The 17955-nt window shown below is 40.5% G+C and carries 16 protein-coding genes and 3 pseudogenes; 4 read left to right on the plus strand and 15 right to left on the minus strand.

The window, feature by feature from the left end; genetic code table 11:
* Positions 1–90: 90 nt before the first annotated feature.
* Positions 91–333: a type B 50S ribosomal protein L31 gene (locus HT689_RS01275; RefSeq protein ID WP_000710764.1), complete on the plus strand. Its 243-nt coding sequence runs from the start codon at positions 91–93 to the stop codon at positions 331–333.
* Between the two features lie 146 nt (positions 334–479).
* On the opposite strand, the pseudogene HT689_RS01280 reads toward HT689_RS01275, so the two are convergent.
* Positions 480–800: pseudogene (locus tag HT689_RS01280) on the minus strand (transposase); the annotation flags it as partial.
* A gap of 6 nt (positions 801–806) precedes the next feature.
* Positions 807–1016: pseudogene (locus tag HT689_RS01285) on the minus strand (helix-turn-helix domain-containing protein); the annotation flags it as partial.
* A gap of 214 nt (positions 1017–1230) precedes the next feature.
* On the opposite strand from HT689_RS01285, the gene HT689_RS01290 reads away from it, so the two are divergent.
* A complete protein-coding gene (locus HT689_RS01290; protein WP_173226979.1) occupies positions 1231–1530 on the plus strand; it encodes a YbaB/EbfC family nucleoid-associated protein in 300 nt (99 codons plus the stop codon).
* A 396-nt stretch (positions 1531–1926) separates the two neighbouring features.
* Positions 1927–2295 (plus strand): annotated as a pseudogene (locus tag HT689_RS09625) (transposase); the annotation flags it as partial.
* A 64-nt stretch (positions 2296–2359) separates the two neighbouring features.
* Here the strand turns inward: HT689_RS09625 and HT689_RS01300 are convergent.
* From HT689_RS01300 to HT689_RS01325, 6 genes are all read right to left on the minus strand, one after another.
* The gene (locus tag HT689_RS01300) at positions 2360–3169 is read right to left on the minus strand and encodes an MBL fold metallo-hydrolase (RefSeq protein ID WP_054384038.1); all 810 of its coding nucleotides are present in this window, start codon (positions 3167–3169) and stop codon (positions 2360–2362) included.
* Positions 3162–4520 carry a cell wall metabolism sensor histidine kinase VicK gene (gene vicK / locus HT689_RS01305; protein ID WP_173226977.1) on the minus strand — a complete coding sequence of 453 codons (1359 nt, stop codon included), beginning with the start codon at positions 4518–4520 and terminating at the stop codon, positions 3162–3164. Before vicK ends, HT689_RS01300 begins: the two co-directional genes overlap by 8 nt.
* A complete protein-coding gene (gene yycF / locus HT689_RS01310) occupies positions 4513–5217 on the minus strand; it encodes a response regulator YycF (protein WP_050223087.1) in 705 nt (234 codons plus the stop codon). The genes vicK and yycF overlap by 8 nt, the downstream gene beginning before the upstream one ends.
* A gap of 55 nt (positions 5218–5272) precedes the next feature.
* A complete protein-coding gene (gene mutY, locus HT689_RS01315) occupies positions 5273–6448 on the minus strand; it encodes an A/G-specific adenine glycosylase (RefSeq protein WP_172934919.1) in 1176 nt (391 codons plus the stop codon).
* Between the two features lie 377 nt (positions 6449–6825).
* Positions 6826–7101, minus strand: a complete 276-nt coding sequence (locus tag HT689_RS01320) for an HU family DNA-binding protein (RefSeq protein ID WP_001284639.1) — start codon at positions 7099–7101, stop codon at positions 6826–6828.
* A 106-nt stretch (positions 7102–7207) separates the two neighbouring features.
* The gene (locus tag HT689_RS01325) at positions 7208–8047 is read right to left on the minus strand and encodes a DegV family protein (protein ID WP_173280761.1); all 840 of its coding nucleotides are present in this window, start codon (positions 8045–8047) and stop codon (positions 7208–7210) included.
* A 141-nt stretch (positions 8048–8188) separates the two neighbouring features.
* Between HT689_RS01325 and HT689_RS01330 the strand changes: the two genes are divergently transcribed.
* Positions 8189–9037: a YitT family protein gene (locus HT689_RS01330; protein ID WP_023942678.1), complete on the plus strand. Its 849-nt coding sequence runs from the start codon at positions 8189–8191 to the stop codon at positions 9035–9037.
* Positions 9038–9124: 87 nt separating this feature from the next.
* Here the strand turns inward: HT689_RS01330 and HT689_RS01335 are convergent, their stop codons facing one another.
* From HT689_RS01335 to HT689_RS01365, 7 genes are all read right to left on the minus strand, one after another.
* Positions 9125–10042 carry a bifunctional riboflavin kinase/FAD synthetase gene (locus HT689_RS01335; protein ID WP_173280763.1) on the minus strand — a complete coding sequence of 306 codons (918 nt, stop codon included), beginning with the start codon at positions 10040–10042 and terminating at the stop codon, positions 9125–9127.
* 302 nt (positions 10043–10344) lie between these two features.
* Positions 10345–13521 (minus strand): carbamoyl-phosphate synthase large subunit, encoded by a 3177-nt coding sequence (carB, locus tag HT689_RS01340; protein ID WP_173280772.1) that lies wholly within the window; start codon positions 13519–13521, stop codon positions 10345–10347.
* A 447-nt stretch (positions 13522–13968) separates the two neighbouring features.
* On the minus strand, positions 13969–15048 hold the full coding sequence (locus HT689_RS01345) for a carbamoyl phosphate synthase small subunit (RefSeq protein ID WP_000166853.1): 1080 nt from the start codon (positions 15046–15048) through the stop codon (positions 13969–13971).
* Positions 15049–15097: 49 nt separating this feature from the next.
* Positions 15098–16021, minus strand: a complete 924-nt coding sequence (locus HT689_RS01350) for an aspartate carbamoyltransferase catalytic subunit (protein ID WP_000115770.1) — start codon at positions 16019–16021, stop codon at positions 15098–15100.
* Between the two features lie 18 nt (positions 16022–16039).
* The gene (pyrR, locus tag HT689_RS01355; protein ID WP_000644747.1) at positions 16040–16561 is read right to left on the minus strand and encodes a bifunctional pyr operon transcriptional regulator/uracil phosphoribosyltransferase PyrR; all 522 of its coding nucleotides are present in this window, start codon (positions 16559–16561) and stop codon (positions 16040–16042) included.
* 221 nt (positions 16562–16782) lie between these two features.
* The gene (nth, locus tag HT689_RS01360) at positions 16783–17412 is read right to left on the minus strand and encodes an endonuclease III (protein ID WP_173226543.1); all 630 of its coding nucleotides are present in this window, start codon (positions 17410–17412) and stop codon (positions 16783–16785) included.
* Positions 17412–17954 carry a DUF177 domain-containing protein gene (locus tag HT689_RS01365; RefSeq protein ID WP_000773212.1) on the minus strand — a complete coding sequence of 181 codons (543 nt, stop codon included), beginning with the start codon at positions 17952–17954 and terminating at the stop codon, positions 17412–17414. The genes nth and HT689_RS01365 overlap by 1 nt, the downstream gene beginning before the upstream one ends.
* Position 17955 lies beyond the last annotated feature (1 nt).

The following is a 17955-nucleotide window of genomic DNA, read 5'->3' on the forward strand; positions in this document are numbered from 1 at the left end:
TACTTGCCAAACTTTTCAGAATCTGATAGACTAGTAAGGTAACAATCTATGGCTCGCAAAGAGACCATGGCAGAAAGGAAATATTGCAAAATGAAAAAAGATATCCATCCAGAATATCGCCCAGTTGTCTTCATGGACACAACTACTGGTTACCAATTCCTTAGCGGTTCAACAAAACGCTCTAACGAAACAGTTGAGTTCGAAGGCGAAACTTACCCATTGATCCGTGTGGAAATTTCATCAGACTCACACCCATTCTACACTGGACGTCAAAAGTTCACTCAAGCAGATGGACGCGTGGATCGTTTCAACAAAAAATACGGTCTCAAATAATGATAGAAAGACAGCTTCGGCTGTTCTTTTTTATTTCTTGAAATCAACTGCTGTTTTCATATTCCAGACTCAAAAAAACTTTGCACTCTAGCTAACCATGCGATGGTTTCCAGAGTACAAAGTTTTTTATTAGACTTCCTGCGAAATTAGAATTCTAGTTCACAGTTGATAATTCCAGCAATCAAATTCATTCGTAATCCAAATCGTTTACGTCGATTTCGAGAGGTTGTTGAAAACATTTTAAACGTTTTTACTTTGGCAAAAATATTCTCAACCTTAATTCTCTCTTTAAATAGCATATGATTATAGGATTTATCTTCAAGAGTTAGTGGCTTAAGTTTGTTTGATTTCCTCAGAGTTTACGCTTGTGAATACATCTTCATGATCCCTTGATAACCACTGTCTGCTAAGATTTTACCAGCTTGTCCAATATTTCTGCGACTCATTTTGAACAATTTCATATCGTGGCAATCGTTACAGACAAAGGGAGCTTTATCGAGTAGAGGGCAAGAAAGGTTGTTAGAGGTAGAGTCTCTAATTTGTTTATTTCGTTTGACTTCTTTAGAAACAGTAGTCGGGTCTTTTAGAATAAGTTGCCCGATAGCTTTGAAGATTTCACCGCGCCCTAAGTCTAGTTGGATATCATTACGGTCTGAAAGGGTAAGGTATTTATATTTTGTCATAGTGGACCTCATTTCTAACTCAAACGTCTCATACTTAATTCCACCATAAGAATCCGTTTTAGACTAATTTCCACTTCGGCTAGCTAAATGGAAGTTACTTTGAGAAGTTACCCCAAGCACAATTCTTAGATTCTCTCAGAAAAAGATTAGACTTTTAACCCCAAAATTGATAAAATAGGAAAGAAAATAAGATAAAAGGAAACTGTAAATCACCATGATGAACATGCAAAACATGATGCGTCAAGCACAAAAACTTCAAAAACAAATGGAACAAAGCCAAGCTGAACTTGCAGCTATGCAATTTGTTGGCAAATCTGCTCAAGATCTTGTTCAAGCGACCTTAACTGGAGATAAGAAAGTTGTCAGCATTGACTTCAATCCAGCTGTCGTTGACCCAGAAGACCTCGAAACCCTTTCTGATATGACCGTTCAAGCCATCAACTCTGCTCTTAAACAAATCGATGAAACGACTAAGAAAAAATTAGGTGCTTTCGCCGGGAAATTGCCATTCTAATAAAAAAGGCTCTGTAATATTTATAGTGGGTAAATCCCTATGGATCTTATGGAGCCTATTTTTGTGTAGAAAAAAGCCCCATACGACCTATAATGAAAAGCGATCAAACAACTCATTAAAAAGAATCATATGGAACAACTACATTTTATCACAACTGCTTGATATTGAAAACTTTTTTCTCATACTAAGCCCTAGACGCTAAAATCGTTCTTAATCTTTTTTACCATTTGTTATTATATTCCTAAATCCCGGCTAAAGCAGTCCACCAGACTGTTCTACTTCAATACTTAATGCAAGTTGTAAGTCATGCCAAGCCATGAAGCAATTTAATCAAAGATTTCATGAGTACATAGTCATCAAACTCTGCTAATATCATAGTAGTAAACTATTGTATCGCCGACTTTTCGTATGTGCTTACCTACTAAAAAGATTATAGAGACACTCTTGAGTTGCTAAGAAGAATGAAAGTACCACTATAATCTCTTACAGTTTTACTTCTAAAGTAAGGTTTTGCGTACTCATTGAGAAGAATCTAAAGCTAGCCTATCCTCGCTTTCAGGCTTTTATTAGAATCTTTCTAAAGAAAGCATCACCGCCCTTCAACTACCCTATTCTAACGCCAAACTGGAAGCGACCAATAATCTCATCAAACTTATCAAACGCAATGCATTTGGTTTTCGAAACTTTGAAAATTTCAAAAAACGGATTTTTATCGCTCTGAACATTAAAAAAGAAAGGACGAAATTTGTCCTTTCTCGAGCTTAGCTTTTCTTCAACCCACTACAATTGACAAAGAGCCTTTAATTTTAAAGACTTTTTCCCAGCCTCTTTATATATCTGTCAATGGTGTTGCGGTATCTGGTGAGGTATCATAAACCTTAAAGTCCACTCCGACTCCCAGATCAGCTTGTGCTAGCTGATTGACCATGGTCATGTGAGCCAGCTCCTTGATATTGTTCTCTTTAGACAAATGTCCCAGGTAGATTTTCTTAGTGCGGTTTCCTAGCGTCCGAATCATGGCTTCAGCACCGTCCTCGTTAGAAAGGTGACCAAGATCCGATAGGATTCGTTGTTTGAGTCGCCAAGCGTAAGAACCTGCTCGCAAAATCTCTACATCATGATTGGACTCGATAAGATAACCATCTGCATTCTCGACAATCCCTGCCATACGGTCACTAACATAACCTGTATCTGTCAAAAGGACAAAACTCTTATCATCCTTCATAAAGCGATAGAACTGCGGTGCGACTGCATCATGGCTCACACCAAAACTCTCGATGTCGATATCTCCAAAGGTTTTGGTTTTGCCCATTTCAAAGATATGCTTTTGCGAAGAATCCACCTTGCCAAGATACTTGCTATTTTCCATAGCCTGCCAGGTCTTTTCATTGGCATACAAATCCATACCATACTTGCGAGCTAAAACACCTACTCCATGAATATGGTCAGAATGTTCATGCGTAATCAGGATAGCATCCAAATCTTCTGGCTTGCGATTAATTTCAGCAAGTAAGCTGGTAATTTTCTTGCCCGACAAGCCTGCATCCACTAAAAGTTTCTTTTTTGGGGTTTCCAGATAAAAGGAATTTCCACTGGATCCCGACGCTAAAATACTGTATTTAAAGCCTATTTCACTCATTCTGGTTTTCTATTTCGTCCTCCCATACTTCTTCTTTCACTGCATCCTTATCATAAGGGAGCACAATGGTAAAGGTTGATCCCTTACCATATTCACTCTTAGCCCAAATAAAGCCCTTATGTTGTTTGATAATCTCTTTAGCGATAGCTAGTCCTAAACCAGTACCACCTTGGGCACGACTTCTAGCACGATCCACACGATAAAAACGGTCAAAGATACGTGGTAAATCCTGCTTAGGAATGCCTAAACCATGGTCAGAAATGGATAAAATCATCTGGTCTTCAGTTGTCTTCATTCTGACAGTGATTTTACCCCCATCTGGCGAATACTTAATGGCATTATTTAAAATATTGTCGACAACCTGCGTCATCTTATCTGTATCAATTTCCATCCAGATAGAATTGATAGGATAATCCCTCACTAACTCATATTTTTTCTCCTTTTCCTGTCCTTTCATCTTGTCAAAACGATTGAGGATAAAAGTAATAAAGGCAGTGAAGTTAATCAGTTCCACATCCAAGTGACTAGTGGCGTTATCAATCCGTGAAAGATGAAGGAGGTCCGTCACCATGCGCATCATACGGTTGGTTTCGTCCAGAGACACCTTGATGAAGTCTGGTGCTACAGTTTCACACAAAGCTCCCTCATCCAAGGCTTCAAGATAGGATTTTACGCTAGTCAGAGGAGTCCGTAACTCATGGCTAACATTGGAAACAAAGAGTCTTCGTTCGCGTTCTTCCTTCTCCTGCTCCGTCGTATCATGCAAAACAGCCACCAAACCTGAAATAAAGCCAGACTCTCGACGTATCAAGGCAAAGCGAACTCGAAGGCTCAGATATTCGCCATTGATGTCTTGGGAATCTAGCAACAATTCTGGACTTTGGGTAATTAAATCACGCAATTCATAGTCTTCTTCTATCTTGAGCAATTCTAAAATGCTTCTATTCAGAACATCTTCTTTAACCAGCCCCAGTTGCTTCTTGGCTGTATCGTTAATCATGATAATCTGCCCCCGACGATTGGTCGCAAGAACCCCATCTGTCATATAAAAAAGAATACTATTTAGTCTCTTACTCTCTTGTTCTAGATTTTCCTGAGTGAGACGAATAACCTCCGACAAGTCATTCAAATTATTGGTAATATTGGTGATTTCAGACCCACCTTGCATATCAAGAACCTTGGAATAATCTCCTGCAATCAAATCTTTAACCTTTTGATTGATTTGCTTCAATCGAATATTATCACGTCTATTTTCCAGTAATAGAAGAGTCACAACAAGGATGAAACCTAACAAAATCAGGATAAAGATAAAATCTCTGGTAAAAATGGTTTGTTTCAGTAAATCAAGCATTATTTCTCATGTAATACCCTACACCACGGCGCGTCAAGATATACTCTGGTCGGCTAGGCGTATCTTCAATCTTCTCACGCAGACGTCGGACAGTCACATCAACTGTACGGACATCACCAAAATAGTCATAACCCCAGACAGTCTCAAGCAAGTGTTCGCGCGTAATGACTTGACCTGTATGCGATGCCAAATGATACAAAAGCTCAAACTCACGGTGGGTTAAGTCTAGTTCTTCGCCATATTTTTTAGCCACGTAGGCGTCTGGAACAATTTCTAAATCCCCAATTTGGATAGGTTGAGGTTTACTTTCTGCTTCCTGCCCATCTACTGGCATAGGTTGAGAACGACGCAACAAAGCTTTAACACGCGCCTGCAACTCACGATTTGAGAAGGGTTTGGTTACATAGTCATCTGCTCCAAGCTCTAAACCGATAACCTTATCAAATTCACTGTCTTTAGCCGACAGCATAATAATAGGTACACTACTTGTCTTGCGAATGGTCTTAGCAACTTCTAAACCATCAATTTCTGGAAGCATCAAATCCAGAATAATAATATCTGGCTGCTCTGCTTCAAATTGCTCTAACGCTTCACGACCGTTAAAAGCAGTTACAACCTCGTAACCTTCCTTGGTCATATTAAACTTGATAATATCCGAGATTGGTTTCTCATCATCTACAATTAGTATTTTTTTCATATGTTCACCTTTTTCTCTACTATTATACCAAAAAAATAACAAGAAGACACGATAGCTAGTCTTGGCTACTGTCTAAGTTGGCTTTTGCATAAGCCTGCCAGATTTTTTGTTGGGGTTTGGCAAGTGGGTAATTCTTGAACTCTTCTGGTGAAAGCCAGCGAACTTCCCTATCTGAAAAATCATGGTAGTCACTCACCTGACCTGTTACAATTTGAACATGCCATTTACGATGACTAAAGACATGCTTGACAGTCTCAAAATAAACATCAAACCAAGCAACATCTAGGTCATAGTCCTGCTGGAAACTCTCCTCTGGACTGGGGCCAAAGTTTACACTTTCTTCCGCAACCTGATGAAAGAGGTCAAACTGCTCTTCTTGCGAAAAATCATCAACTTCTACCAGTGGGAAATGCCAAAAACCTGCCAATAGCTTTTCGCTTTCATTTTTTTCAAGCAAAAATTGTCCCTGACTATTCTTTACCACCAAGGCTTTTAGATAAATAGGAACTGGCTTTTTCTTGGGAGCCTTAATTGGATAACGGTCCATGGTTCCATTCTGATATGCTGCACTGAAGTCCTTAACTGGGCTTTCTTCTGGTCTGGGATTTACAGGAGCCTCAATATCAGACCCTAAATCCATCAAAGCTTGATTAAAGTCGCCTGGACGATCCTGATCAATCAAGATTTCCATCATTGCCTGAAAAATTTTGCGATTACTTGGAATCCCAATATCATGGTTGACTTCGAACAGACGGGCCAAAACACGCATAACATTACCATCTACAGCTGGCTCAGGCAAATTAAAAGCGATACTGGAAATGGCTCCTGCTGTGTAAGGGCCAATCCCTTTCAAACTGGAAATTCCTTCATAGGTGTTTGGAAATTGGCCCCCAAAGTCAGTCATAATCTGCTGGGCTGCAGCCTGCATATTACGAACTCGAGAATAATAACCCAAACCTTCCCAAGCCTTCAACAAACGCTCTTCAGGCGCATTCGCCAAACTTTCCACTGTTGGAAACCAGTCCAAAAATCGTTCGTAATAAGGAATAACTGTATCCACCCTGGTCTGCTGGAGCATGATTTCAGATACCCAGATATGATAAGGATTTTTACTTCTACGCCAGGGTAAATCTCTTTTGTTTTCATCATACCAGTTGAGAAGTTTCTTACGAAAAGAAATGATCTTTTCCTCCGGCCACATGGCGATACCGTATTCTTTCAAATCTAACATATCTCTAGTATAACACAGAAGACTCTAACTGTCCTTTTCCCAGTATTAAAAAGCCTCTTCCCAAGTGAAAGAGGACTGATACTCAATGAAAATCAAAGAGCAAACTAGGAAGCTAGCCGCAGGTTGCTCAAAACACTGTTTTGAGGTTGTGGATAGAACTGACAGAGTCAGTATCATATACCTACGGCAAGGTGAAGCTGACGTAGTTTAAAGAGATTTTAGAAGAGTATAAAAACTCAGCACTATTAGAAAATAACGAAAATGCTGGTTGACATCATCCTAAAACAAGTGAAAAAATAGTGTTTTGCCCCCTATACACAAAAAAGCCTATTGTATCAAGCTTTATAGCTTGATACAATAGGCTTTTTAAAGGCTGATTATTTAACAGCGTCTTTAAGAGCTTTACCAGCTTTGAATGCTGGAACTTTAGAAGCTGCAATTGTCATTTCTTTACCAGTTTGTGGGTTGCGACCTTTACGTTCTGCACGCTCACGAACTTCAAAGTTACCAAAACCAATCAATTGAACTTTTTCACCAGCTGCAAGATAGTCAGCTACTGCTGCAAATACAGCTTCAACTGCTGCTGCTGAGTCTTTCTTAGTCAATTCTGTAGCTTCTGCTACTTTAGCGATCAAATCTTGTTTGTTTGCCATGTTAATGATTCCTCCAAATAATTTCTAATTAACAAATATAATCATATCCTAAAATCCCTTTTAGGTCAAGTTAAAAACGCTATTTCTTCCCATTTTATTTATTTTTTTAGGAGTGGTAACGTACCAAAATAGCCCAAGCGTTCTCACCCGTGTGAGTTTGAATAATGGAACCCGTTTCCAAAACAGAAATTGGCTTTTCAACATAAGCTTGTAAGCTTTCTTTCATCTCTTTTGCCCAATCATCACTACCAGAATATGAAATTCCAATCTCTGCTACAGAACGATCAGATAGCAATGTTATCAACTCATCTAACCATTTTTTAAAAGTTTTAGCTCCACGACCTTTAACCATTGGCTGCAATTCATGGTCTTTCATTTGCATGACAACACGGATATTGAGAAGGGAACTCAACAATCCAGTTACACGGCCAATTCGTCCACCTTTGACAAGATTTTCCAAAGTTGAAACGCCAATATAAAGTTCTGTGTGGTTTTTAACCTCTTCTACATGAGATAAAATTGTCTCCATGTCTTTGCCTTCTTGAGCTAATCTCGCAGCCTCAACAACTTGGAATTTCAAGGCTTGGTCAGTGAAGGAACTATCAACAACAGTCACATCTGCAGTAGATAAACTAGCACCTTGACGCGCTGCTTCTACAGTCCCCGAAAGAGCATGGGACATATGAATAGCAAGAATCTGACTACCATCCTTGCATAGGTCTTCAAATACTTCAGCGAAGACACCTACAGGCGGCTGACTTGTTTTCGGAAGATTCTTAGCTTCTTGCATCAAGTGAAGAAATTTACCTTCTTCTTTCAAATCAGCATCAGAATAAACAACATTATCAATCATTACAGATAATGGAACAATTGTAATATCTAATTGCTTTACTAGTTCTGGTTCAATAGTAACAGATGAATCGGTTACAATCTTAATTTTTGTCATAATATCAATCTTTCTATTTTAGGATTCAGATTGGTTTTCTTACTCTTAATTATATCAAAAAAAGATTAAAAATCCTAATGGAGTCATTCAAATTTTCCGTAAAAATTTGATATAATCAACTTATAAGAAAAGAGGTGTCCTATGATTAAAAAAATTTACCCTATTTTTACCATTTTACTAGGTGCTGCTATTTATGCTTTTGGCCTGACTTATTTTGTAGTTCCTCATCATCTCTTTGAAGGAGGGGCGACAGGTATTACCCTCATCACCTTTTATCTTTTTAAAATACCTGTTTCTCTCATGAACCTGCTGATTAACATTCCCCTTTTCATCCTAGCTTGGAAAATATTTGGAGCCAAATCCCTCTATTCTAGTTTGCTAGGAACCTTAGCCTTATCCGCCTGGTTGGCTTTTTTTGAGCGTATTCCCCTTCATATTGATCTTCAAGGTGATTTACTAATCACAGCCCTTATAGCAGGAATCCTATTGGGAATTGGCCTTGGAATTATTTTTAATGCTGGAGGTACAACTGGCGGAACTGATATTCTAGCTCGTATTCTCAACAAATACACTCATATATCAATGGGTAAACTACTTTTTATCTTAGATTTTTGTATTCTCATGCTCATTCTCCTTATCTTCAAGGATTTGAGATTGGTTTCCTACACACTCTTATTTGATTTTATCGTTTCGCGTGTTATTGATTTGATTGGCGAAGGTGGCTACGCAGGTAAAGGCTTTATGATTATCACAAAACGTCCTGACCAACTTGCTAAGGCGATCAATGATGACCTAGGAAGAGGTGTTACTTTTATTTCCGGTCAAGGCTACTATAGTCAAAAAGATTTGAAAATCATTTACTGTATTGTCGGTAGAAATGAAATTGTAAAAATGAAGGAAATGATTCATCGAATCGATCCGCAAGCCTTTATCACTATTACAGAAGCCCACGAAATCCTTGGAGAAGGATTCACCTTTGAAAAAGAATAAAAAGAGGTAATGTCGTGACCTAAAAAGTTAGACTAAATCATCTATCTTTTGGGTTACAAACAACCTCTTTTTTGTTTACTCAAGCTCTTAAGACCAATTCCGAGCTACTTCTTCATCAGCCTTTAACTGATCCACTAATTGGTCAACTGAGTCAAATTTGGTCATATCTCGAATGCGATCAAGCCAATAAACCATGACGGTTTCCCCATAAATATCTTGATTAAAATCAAAAATATTGACTTCAAAACGTGCTTCTTCTCCATCAAAGGTCACGTTTTTCCCGACACTAGCCATAGCACGATACTTCTGTCTTTGAATCTCAACATCAACGACATAAACGCCATCTGCTGGCATATAAGTACGGTCTAAAAGCACTAAATTCGCTGTCGGATAACCAATTGTACGACCACGAGCATTGCCATGAACCACCATACCTCTGGATGGAAGCGGTGCCCCCAAAAGTTCTCCTGCTTCTTTCACATTTCCATCTAAAATAGCTTGACGGATACGAGTTGAACTGATTTTTCCTTTCTCATCTTCCACAGGTGGAACAATGATAACTTCTCCATCAAAGTAATTCTTTAAATCTTCTGCTGTTTTTTTGTCAGAACCAAATGTATAATCAAAACCTGCAACAATAATTTTGGCATTCATAGCCTTGATATAAGTTGCAAAAAATTCTTCTGCCGTGAGACTAGCGAATTGACTACTAAAATCAAGGAGATATAATTCTTCTACACCTTCACGCTTTAATTTCCTCTCACGTTCAGCAGGATTTAAAATATGTAAAAACAGATCAGGATGATAAGGCTCTAAAGCGATCTTTGGAGATTCATTAAAGGTCATAACGACGATAGGCAATAAATCTTTTCTCGCAGCCTTATTGGCAACACGAAATAATTCTTGATGCCCCTTGTGTATACCATCAAAATAGCCGAGAACAACGACTGAATCAGATGGTGTACCAATATCTTTTTGGTTTTTTATAGGAATAGTAATAATCATAAAATAATTATATCATAGCGATAGCTATTTCTGGAACAGAAAATCTGAAATGTCGTTTTTTTCACCTGAAATGACCATTTTTACAAAAGGGAGTAGCATGCAAATATATATTGACTCTGATATACTAGAATTACAAAAAAGGTGAACGATTAACATCATAAGCCATTCCCAATTTATTCTTATCGCATCACAGTTCATCATCATTCTTGAGTGAAGAACTGATAGTTGAATAGCCTGCACTAATGTCGCAAAAGCCAGCGTTTTCTGACGCTGGCTTTAAAACTGTGAAAATTCTTTCTCAACTAGATCGCTTCTGTGACAAAACTACGGCTTTCCAATACTTTGAGCATGGCATTAGCTGTATCTAGCGCTGTGAAGAGTGGCACCCCGTGTTCAATGGCTGAACGGCGAATTTGCTCACCATCTTCGTCAGCAGTTCGTTTTGTTCCAACTGTGTTAATGATAGCTTGGATTCTTCCTTTGCGAACAAAGCTTGGAATATCCTTATCGTCATCACCTATCTTACCAACTGGTTGAGCTTGCAGGCCATAACTATCAAAGAAGGCTGCTGTCCCTTCTGTCGCGAGGATTCCATAGCCAATATTTTGGAAACGACGAGCCAAGTCCAAGGCTTCTTCTTTGGCATCATCTGCGATAGTAAATACAACGTTACCAAAAGTTGGCAAGTGTAAGTAAGAAGCTTCAAAGGCCTTATAGAGAGCTTTTTCCAAAGTCGTATCAGAACCCATAACTTCCCCTGTTGACTTCATTTCAGGACCGAGCAAGCTGTCTACCTTAGCTAGTTTTGTGAAGGAGAAGACAGGTGCCTTGATATGAACGCGGGTGCTTTCAGGGTAAAGTCCATCTTGGTAGCCAAGTTCTGATAAACTTTGACCAAGAATGAGCTTGGTTGCTACTTGTGCCATAGGGATATTGGTTACCTTAGAAAGGAATGGCACCGTACGGCTAGCACGTGGATTGACCTCAATAACATAGACTTTTTCATCCTTGATGACAAACTGGATGTTCATCATTCCAAGGCAGTTAAGACCGATTGCTAGGCGTTTTGTGTAGTCTGCAATGGTTTCCTGAACCTTTTGCGACAAGGTTTGTGGTGGGTAAACGGCCATTGAGTCACCTGAGTGGACACCAGCACGTTCGATATGCTCCATGATACCAGGAATGAGTACATTTTTACCATCTGAAATGGCATCAACTTCGCACTCTTGCCCAACGATGTAAGAGTCAACAAGAACTGGGTGGTCTGGACTAGCCTTAACAGCAGTTCGCATGTAAGAACGAAGGTCTTCTTCATTTTCAACGATTTCCATGGCACGTCCACCTAAAACATAAGATGGGCGAACTAAGACTGGGAAGCCAATCTTGCGAGCTGCAAGCACTGCTTCTTCTTCATTGGTAGCCGTTTGTCCTGGTGGCTGTGGAATGTCCAAATCTTTTAGAGCTTGCTCAAAGAGGTCACGGTCTTCGGCACGGTCTAGGTCAGCGACCTGTGTACCAAGGATGGTCACACCTGCTTTTGCCAATGGCTCCGCAAGGTTGATAGCTGTTTGACCACCAAACTGAACGATAACACCCTTTGGTTGCTCCAAGTCAATGACGTTCATAACATCTTCAAAAGTCAATGGTTCAAAGTAGAGCTTGTCAGACACAGAGAAGTCTGTAGAAACGGTCTCTGGGTTTGAATTCATGATGATGGCTTCATAACCAGCCGCCTGAATAGCCTTAACTGAATGAACAGTTGCGTAGTCAAACTCGACCCCTTGACCGATACGGATTGGACCTGAACCTAGGACTAGAACGGATTCCTTATCAGACTTGATAGACTCGTTTTCCCAACCATAGGTTGAATAGAAATATGGTGTTTCAGAGTCAAACTCTGCCGCACAAGTATCGACCATCTTGTAGACTGGGACAATCTTGTTTTCCAAACGAAGCTGACGAACTTGGTCTGCAGTCGTTTCCCAAAGTTCAGCAATCTTACGGTCTGAGAAGCCATTAAGTTTAGCTGTTTTCAAAACTTCTAGATCTTGTGGATGGGCACCCAATTCTTGCTCAATTTCAAAGATATGCAAGAGTTTATCAAGATAGAATATATCAATCTTAGTCAATTCAGCAATTTCTTCTGGTGTGTAGCCACGGCGAATGGCTTCTGATACGTAGAAGAGGCGGTCATCTTGTGCTTTGACTACTTTTTCAATCAAGGAATCATCAGAAACTGCTGCAAGTTCAGGCATTTCATTGTGGTGCACCCCAATTTCAAGGGAGCGACAGGCCTTAAGGAGAGATTCTTCGATGTTACGACCAATTGCCATAACTTCTCCAGTCGCCTTCATCTGGGTACCCAGACGGCGCTCACCTTTTTCAAACTTGTCAAATGGGAAACGAGGAATCTTGGCAACCACGTAGTCAAGGGCTGGTTCAAACATGGCATAGGTTGAACCTGTAACTGGGTTGATGACCTCATCCAAAGTCAAACCGACGGCAATCTTAGCAGCTAACTTAGCAATCGGATAACCTGTCGCCTTTGAAGCAAGGGCTGAAGAACGTGATACACGGGGGTTTACTTCGATGACATAGTATTTGAAGCTATGCGGATCAAGGGCTAGCTGAACGTTACACCCACCTTCAATCTTGAGAGCGCGGATAATGCTCAAGCTCGCGTCACGTAGCATTTGGTTTTCATAATCTGACATGGTTTGGGCAGGGGCAAATACGATGGAATCCCCTGTGTGAATCCCAACTGGGTCAAAGTTTTCCATGTTACAAACAACCAGGGCATTGTCAGCCGAGTCGCGCATCACTTCGTATTCGATTTCCTTGAAACCTGCGATTGAACGTTCAATCAAACATTGGGTCACAGGTGACAATTTCAATCCATTTTCAGAGATTTCACGCAATTCTTCCTCATTAGCACACATTCCACCACCAGTACCACCTAGGGTAAAGGCTGGACGAACGATGACTGGGTAGCCAATTGTTGCTGCAAAGGCAACAGCTTCTTCAACAGTGTTTACAATTTCAGATTCTGGAATGGGTTGGTTGAGCTCTTCCATCAATTGTTTAAAGAGGTCACGGTCCTCCGCTTGGTCAATGGCAGATAATTTAGTTCCCAGAAGCTCAACACCAAGCTCATCAAGAATACCATTTTTAGATAATTCCATGGCCATGTTGAGACCTGTCTGACCACCGAGTGTTGGTAGCAAGGCATCTGGACGCTCCTTACGAAGAATACGTGTCACAAACTCAAGTGTAATCGGTTCAATATAAACCTTATCAGCAATTTCCTTATCCGTCATGATGGTTGCAGGATTTGAGTTAACCAAGACAACCTCATAACCTTCCTCTTTCAACGACAAGCAAGCCTGGGTTCCAGCATAGTCAAACTCAGCAGCCTGACCAATAATAATCGGACCAGAACCAATCACCATAATTTTTTGAATATCAGTACGTTTAGGCATAGTTTATGATACAAAGCCCGTAAAGAACACAGTGAAAATAGGAAACTCGGTGCAGACGCCTTTAGCGTCAAGACGATGTTTATCTTTTTCACACAGTTCTTAGGACGTGTTCACTTCCGCGAACAATGTATCTTCTCCTTTCTATTCGGCAACTCTCGGGTTGCCATTAAATAAATTCTCCGACGATTTTTTAGCGAAACGATACTTTTCGGTAAAAAATCTAGTGCAGGGAGTTTTTAGTTCGCCTGATAGCGACTAAAAGAAACGACCTGCCTTTCTATTCGGCAACTCTCGGGTTGCCATTAAATAAGATACAAAGGACGAATAGAAAGCGATTGAATTTTAGGAAACCAAGGAAGGATTGACAATCCAAATTGGTTTCTCTAAATTCCAAGCTTTCCGTCCGAGTTCAGTTAAATAAATTCTCCGACAAGCTTTTACTCGTTCTTAGTTTGATTGTTTAAAAGCTTCCATCATCTCGATAAACTCGTCGAATAGGTAGCTTGCGTCGTGTGGACCAGGGGCTGCGTCTGGGTGGTATTGAACAGAGAAAGCAGGTTGGTATCTGTGACGCACACCTTCAACTGACTTGTCATTGATTTCTTCGTGGGTGATAATCAAGTGTTCTGGCAAATCCTCACGGCTAACTGCATAACCATGGTTTTGACTTGTAAAATCCACACGTCCTGTAGCAATTTCGCGTACCGCATGGTTGAATCCACGGTGTCCAAATTTCATCTTGTAGGTCTTAGCACCATTTGCCATTGCAAAGAGTTGATGCCCCATACAAATACCAAAGATTGGAATTTTCCCTTGCACACCACGAATCATATCCAGTGCCTGTGGAACATCTTCTGGGTTACCTGGACCGTTTGACAACATAACTCCGTCAGGATTGAGATGGAGAATTTCTTCAGCCGTTGTCGAATAGGGAACAACTGTCACGTTACAGTTGCGTTTAGAAAGTTCACGTAGAATTGAGTGCTTAAGACCAAAGTCCACTAGAACCACGCTCAAACCAACTCCTGGAGCTGGATAGGATGTTTTAGTAGAAACCTGCTTGATATTATCTGTCGGCAAAACTGTTGCTTGGAGCTGGTCCGTCACATGGTCCATACTATCTCCAACATGAGTCAAGGTTGCACGCATCGTACCATGCTTACGGATAATCTTGGTAAGTGCACGCGTATCAATTCCAGAAATACCCGGAATTTTCTTGGCTTTCAAAAATTCATCCAAGGTCATTTGGTTGCGCCAGTTGCTTGCTCTTCGTGCTTCTTCAAAAACAACGACTCCTTTACAAGTTGGAATGATGGATTCGTAATCATCACGATTAATTCCATAATTTCCCACCAAAGGATAAGTAAAGGTCAAGATTTGTCCATTATAAGACTGGTCTGTAATGGATTCTTGGTAGCCGGTCATACCTGTATTAAAGACGATTTCGCCTGTTACATCAATATCTGCTCCGAAGGCCTTGCCTTCAAAAACTGTGCCATCTTCTAATACTAGAAGTCTTTTTGTCATATTTTCACCTCTCGTGGACGCTCACTGGCGTCTTTTAACGTCTTGTGTTTTAGTTGGCGTTTCTACTCGCCAGTACGGATTCTAAGATTGCCATTCGAACAAAGACACCATTGGTCATTTGTTGGACAATCCGTGATTTTGGTGCTTCAACCAAGTGGTCTGCGATTTCTACATCACGGTTGACTGGGGCTGGGTGCATAAGGATTGCTGTTTCTTTCAAACGGTCATAACGTTCTTGAGTCAAGCCATGTTGGGCATGGTAGTCTTCTTTTGAAAAGACAGCTCCACTATCATGGCGTTCATGTTGCACACGGAGAAACATCATGACATCCACCTGATCAATGATTTCATCAATGGTTACAAACTGTCCATAATCTGCAAACTCTTGACTTCTCCATTCCTCAGGTCCAGCAAAATAAAGTTCAGCTCCCAAGCGTTTCAAAATCTGCATATTGGATTTAGCAACGCGTGAGTGGTCCAAGTCACCTGCAATCGCAACCTTGAGACCCTCAAAGTGACCAAATTCCTCATAAATAGTCATCAAATCAAGCAAGCTCTGGCTAGGGTGTTGACCCGAACCATCTCCACCATTGATGATGGAAGTCGTAATCGTCGGACTTGCAATTAACTCTCTGTAGTAGTCAACCTCAGGGTGGCGAATCACACAGACATCCACTCCTAAAGCAGACAGAGTCAAAATGGTATCATAAAGTGTCTCACCCTTATTGACTGAACTAGTCTTCACATCAAAGTCAAGTCGCTCCAATCCCAGTTTAATCTCTGCCACTTCAAAGGACTTATGCGTTCGTGTAGAATCCTCAAAGAAAAGATTGGAAACAATCGGATGGTCCTCATAGGGAAGCTGAGCTCCATTTTTAAACTCAATTCCTCGCTTGATCAATTTCATCACTTGATCGACAGTGAGGTCTTCCATGGACACCACATGGTTTAATGCTTGTTGATTTACTGACATGGCTACTCCTTTAGCTTTCTAAGCTTCTTCAGTAATCAGAACTCTATCTTGGCCATCAAGTTCTGCCATCTCTACGATGATTTCTTCAGAACGACTAGTTGGTATGTTTTTTCCAACGTAATCTGGACGGATTGGCAATTCTCTATGTCCACGATCGACTAGAACTGCTAAACTCACGCGCGCAGGACGACCATGACCTACAATATTATCAATAGCAGCACGGATGGTACGACCTGTATAGAGCACATCATCCACCAAGATAACTTCGCGGTCTGTCACATCGACAGAAACCAAAGAAGTATCTTCTCCACTTTTAACATCATCACGGAAAGGTTTAGTATCCAATTCCACAACAGGAACTGAAAGATTTTCTAGCTGTTCCAAACGTTCTTGGATTCGGTGGGCGATAAAGACACCACGAGTTTTAATACCAGCCAAGACGATTTTATTCAAATCTTTGTTGCGTTCGATAATCTCATAAGTAATACGCGTAATCGCTCGTTTGACAGTCAATTCGTCTACAACTTCTTTTGCCTTCATGACAAACCTCCAAAAAGAAAAGTCTCCTTAAACAAGGAGACTTGAAATGTATAGCCAAGCGAGCCCTACTGCAAACAGTATAGACTTCACCCTACTACTTAATCGTTCTCCTTGCCTGCCTCACGGGACAGGTTTAAAGGAATATTTAGTTATCAAATACTATAGCACAAAGCATGCTTAAAATCAAGCAAAAACTTTTGAAACCCCATCTTATAAATTGCTTATAAATTGCTAAAGTCATATAACTGTGGGTACTGGTCACACTCTGGATTTTTAGGATGGCAAATGGCTCTTCCAAAATAAATCATGGCCTGATGGGCAGCTAACCACTGCTCCGGTGGCAAGATATCCATGACCCGCTTTTCCACCTCAAGCGGTGTCGCTGATTTTTTGACAATATCGTGGTGTTTGCAGATACGCTCCACATGAGTATCCACTGCAAAGGCTGGAATCCCAAAGCCCACACTCATGACAACATTGGCTGTCTTGCGACCAACTCCTGCAAGACTTTCCAATTCCTCACGTGTTTGAGGAACTTGGCCATCAAAATCATCTAGTAACTGTTGGGCACATTTTTTAAGGAATTTAGCCTTATTCCGATACAGTCCCAGGCGAGAAATGTGTGAAGCAATCTCACTCTCTGTCGCTACAGACATGGCTTGTGGCGTTGAAAAGGCAGCAAAGAGACCTGGTGTAGCCTTATTTACCGCTGCATCCGTTGTCTGAGCTGACAACATGACCGCAACTAGTAGTTCAAAATGATTGGTAAAATCAAGACTGGGCTTGGCATCTGGAAACAGAGCAATTATTTCTTCCAGCACTTTTCGTGCTCGTTTTTTTGACAAGACCATTATTCGTCTCCGTCAAATAGTCCTTGTAAGCCAGCAAAAGGACTGTTTTCTTCTTTCTTAACTGCCTGTTGGGCTTGGTATTCTTCTTCTGTCATGATTTGCCAGTCATTTCCTGAAACAAATCCTTGACCAGCCTCTTCTTCAGCCGTCAAGACCTTGATAGGAATGTTGAGAAGGATATTATCTGACACGCTCTCAGCAAGGTCAAGTTCTCCATTTTCGATAGGCAAGACCAAATCATCGTCTAAAACTTCCTGATCTAGTTGGTTAGTTGCACCTTCCATGAAAACTTCCGTTACTGGATAAGATTCAACTAACTCAACTGGTTCCATACTGCGACTTGAAGCAAGAACAATGGTATAAGATAGTTGATAATCTAAGAAATACATACGGTCTTCGTACTGTACTTTCCCAACTGCAAGGATATCTTTTACATCTAAAATTTCTTGATTGCGTGCACGCAGGTCTGCAGCTAGGTCTAACGTTTGTTCAAAATGCAAGCCTTCAGACTGCTTACGAATTTCTTGAATATTTAATTTCATA

Origin of the sequence: Streptococcus sp. 2342 (genome assembly GCF_013276795.1) — a bacterium.
GTDB lineage: Bacteria > Bacillota > Bacilli > Lactobacillales > Streptococcaceae > Streptococcus.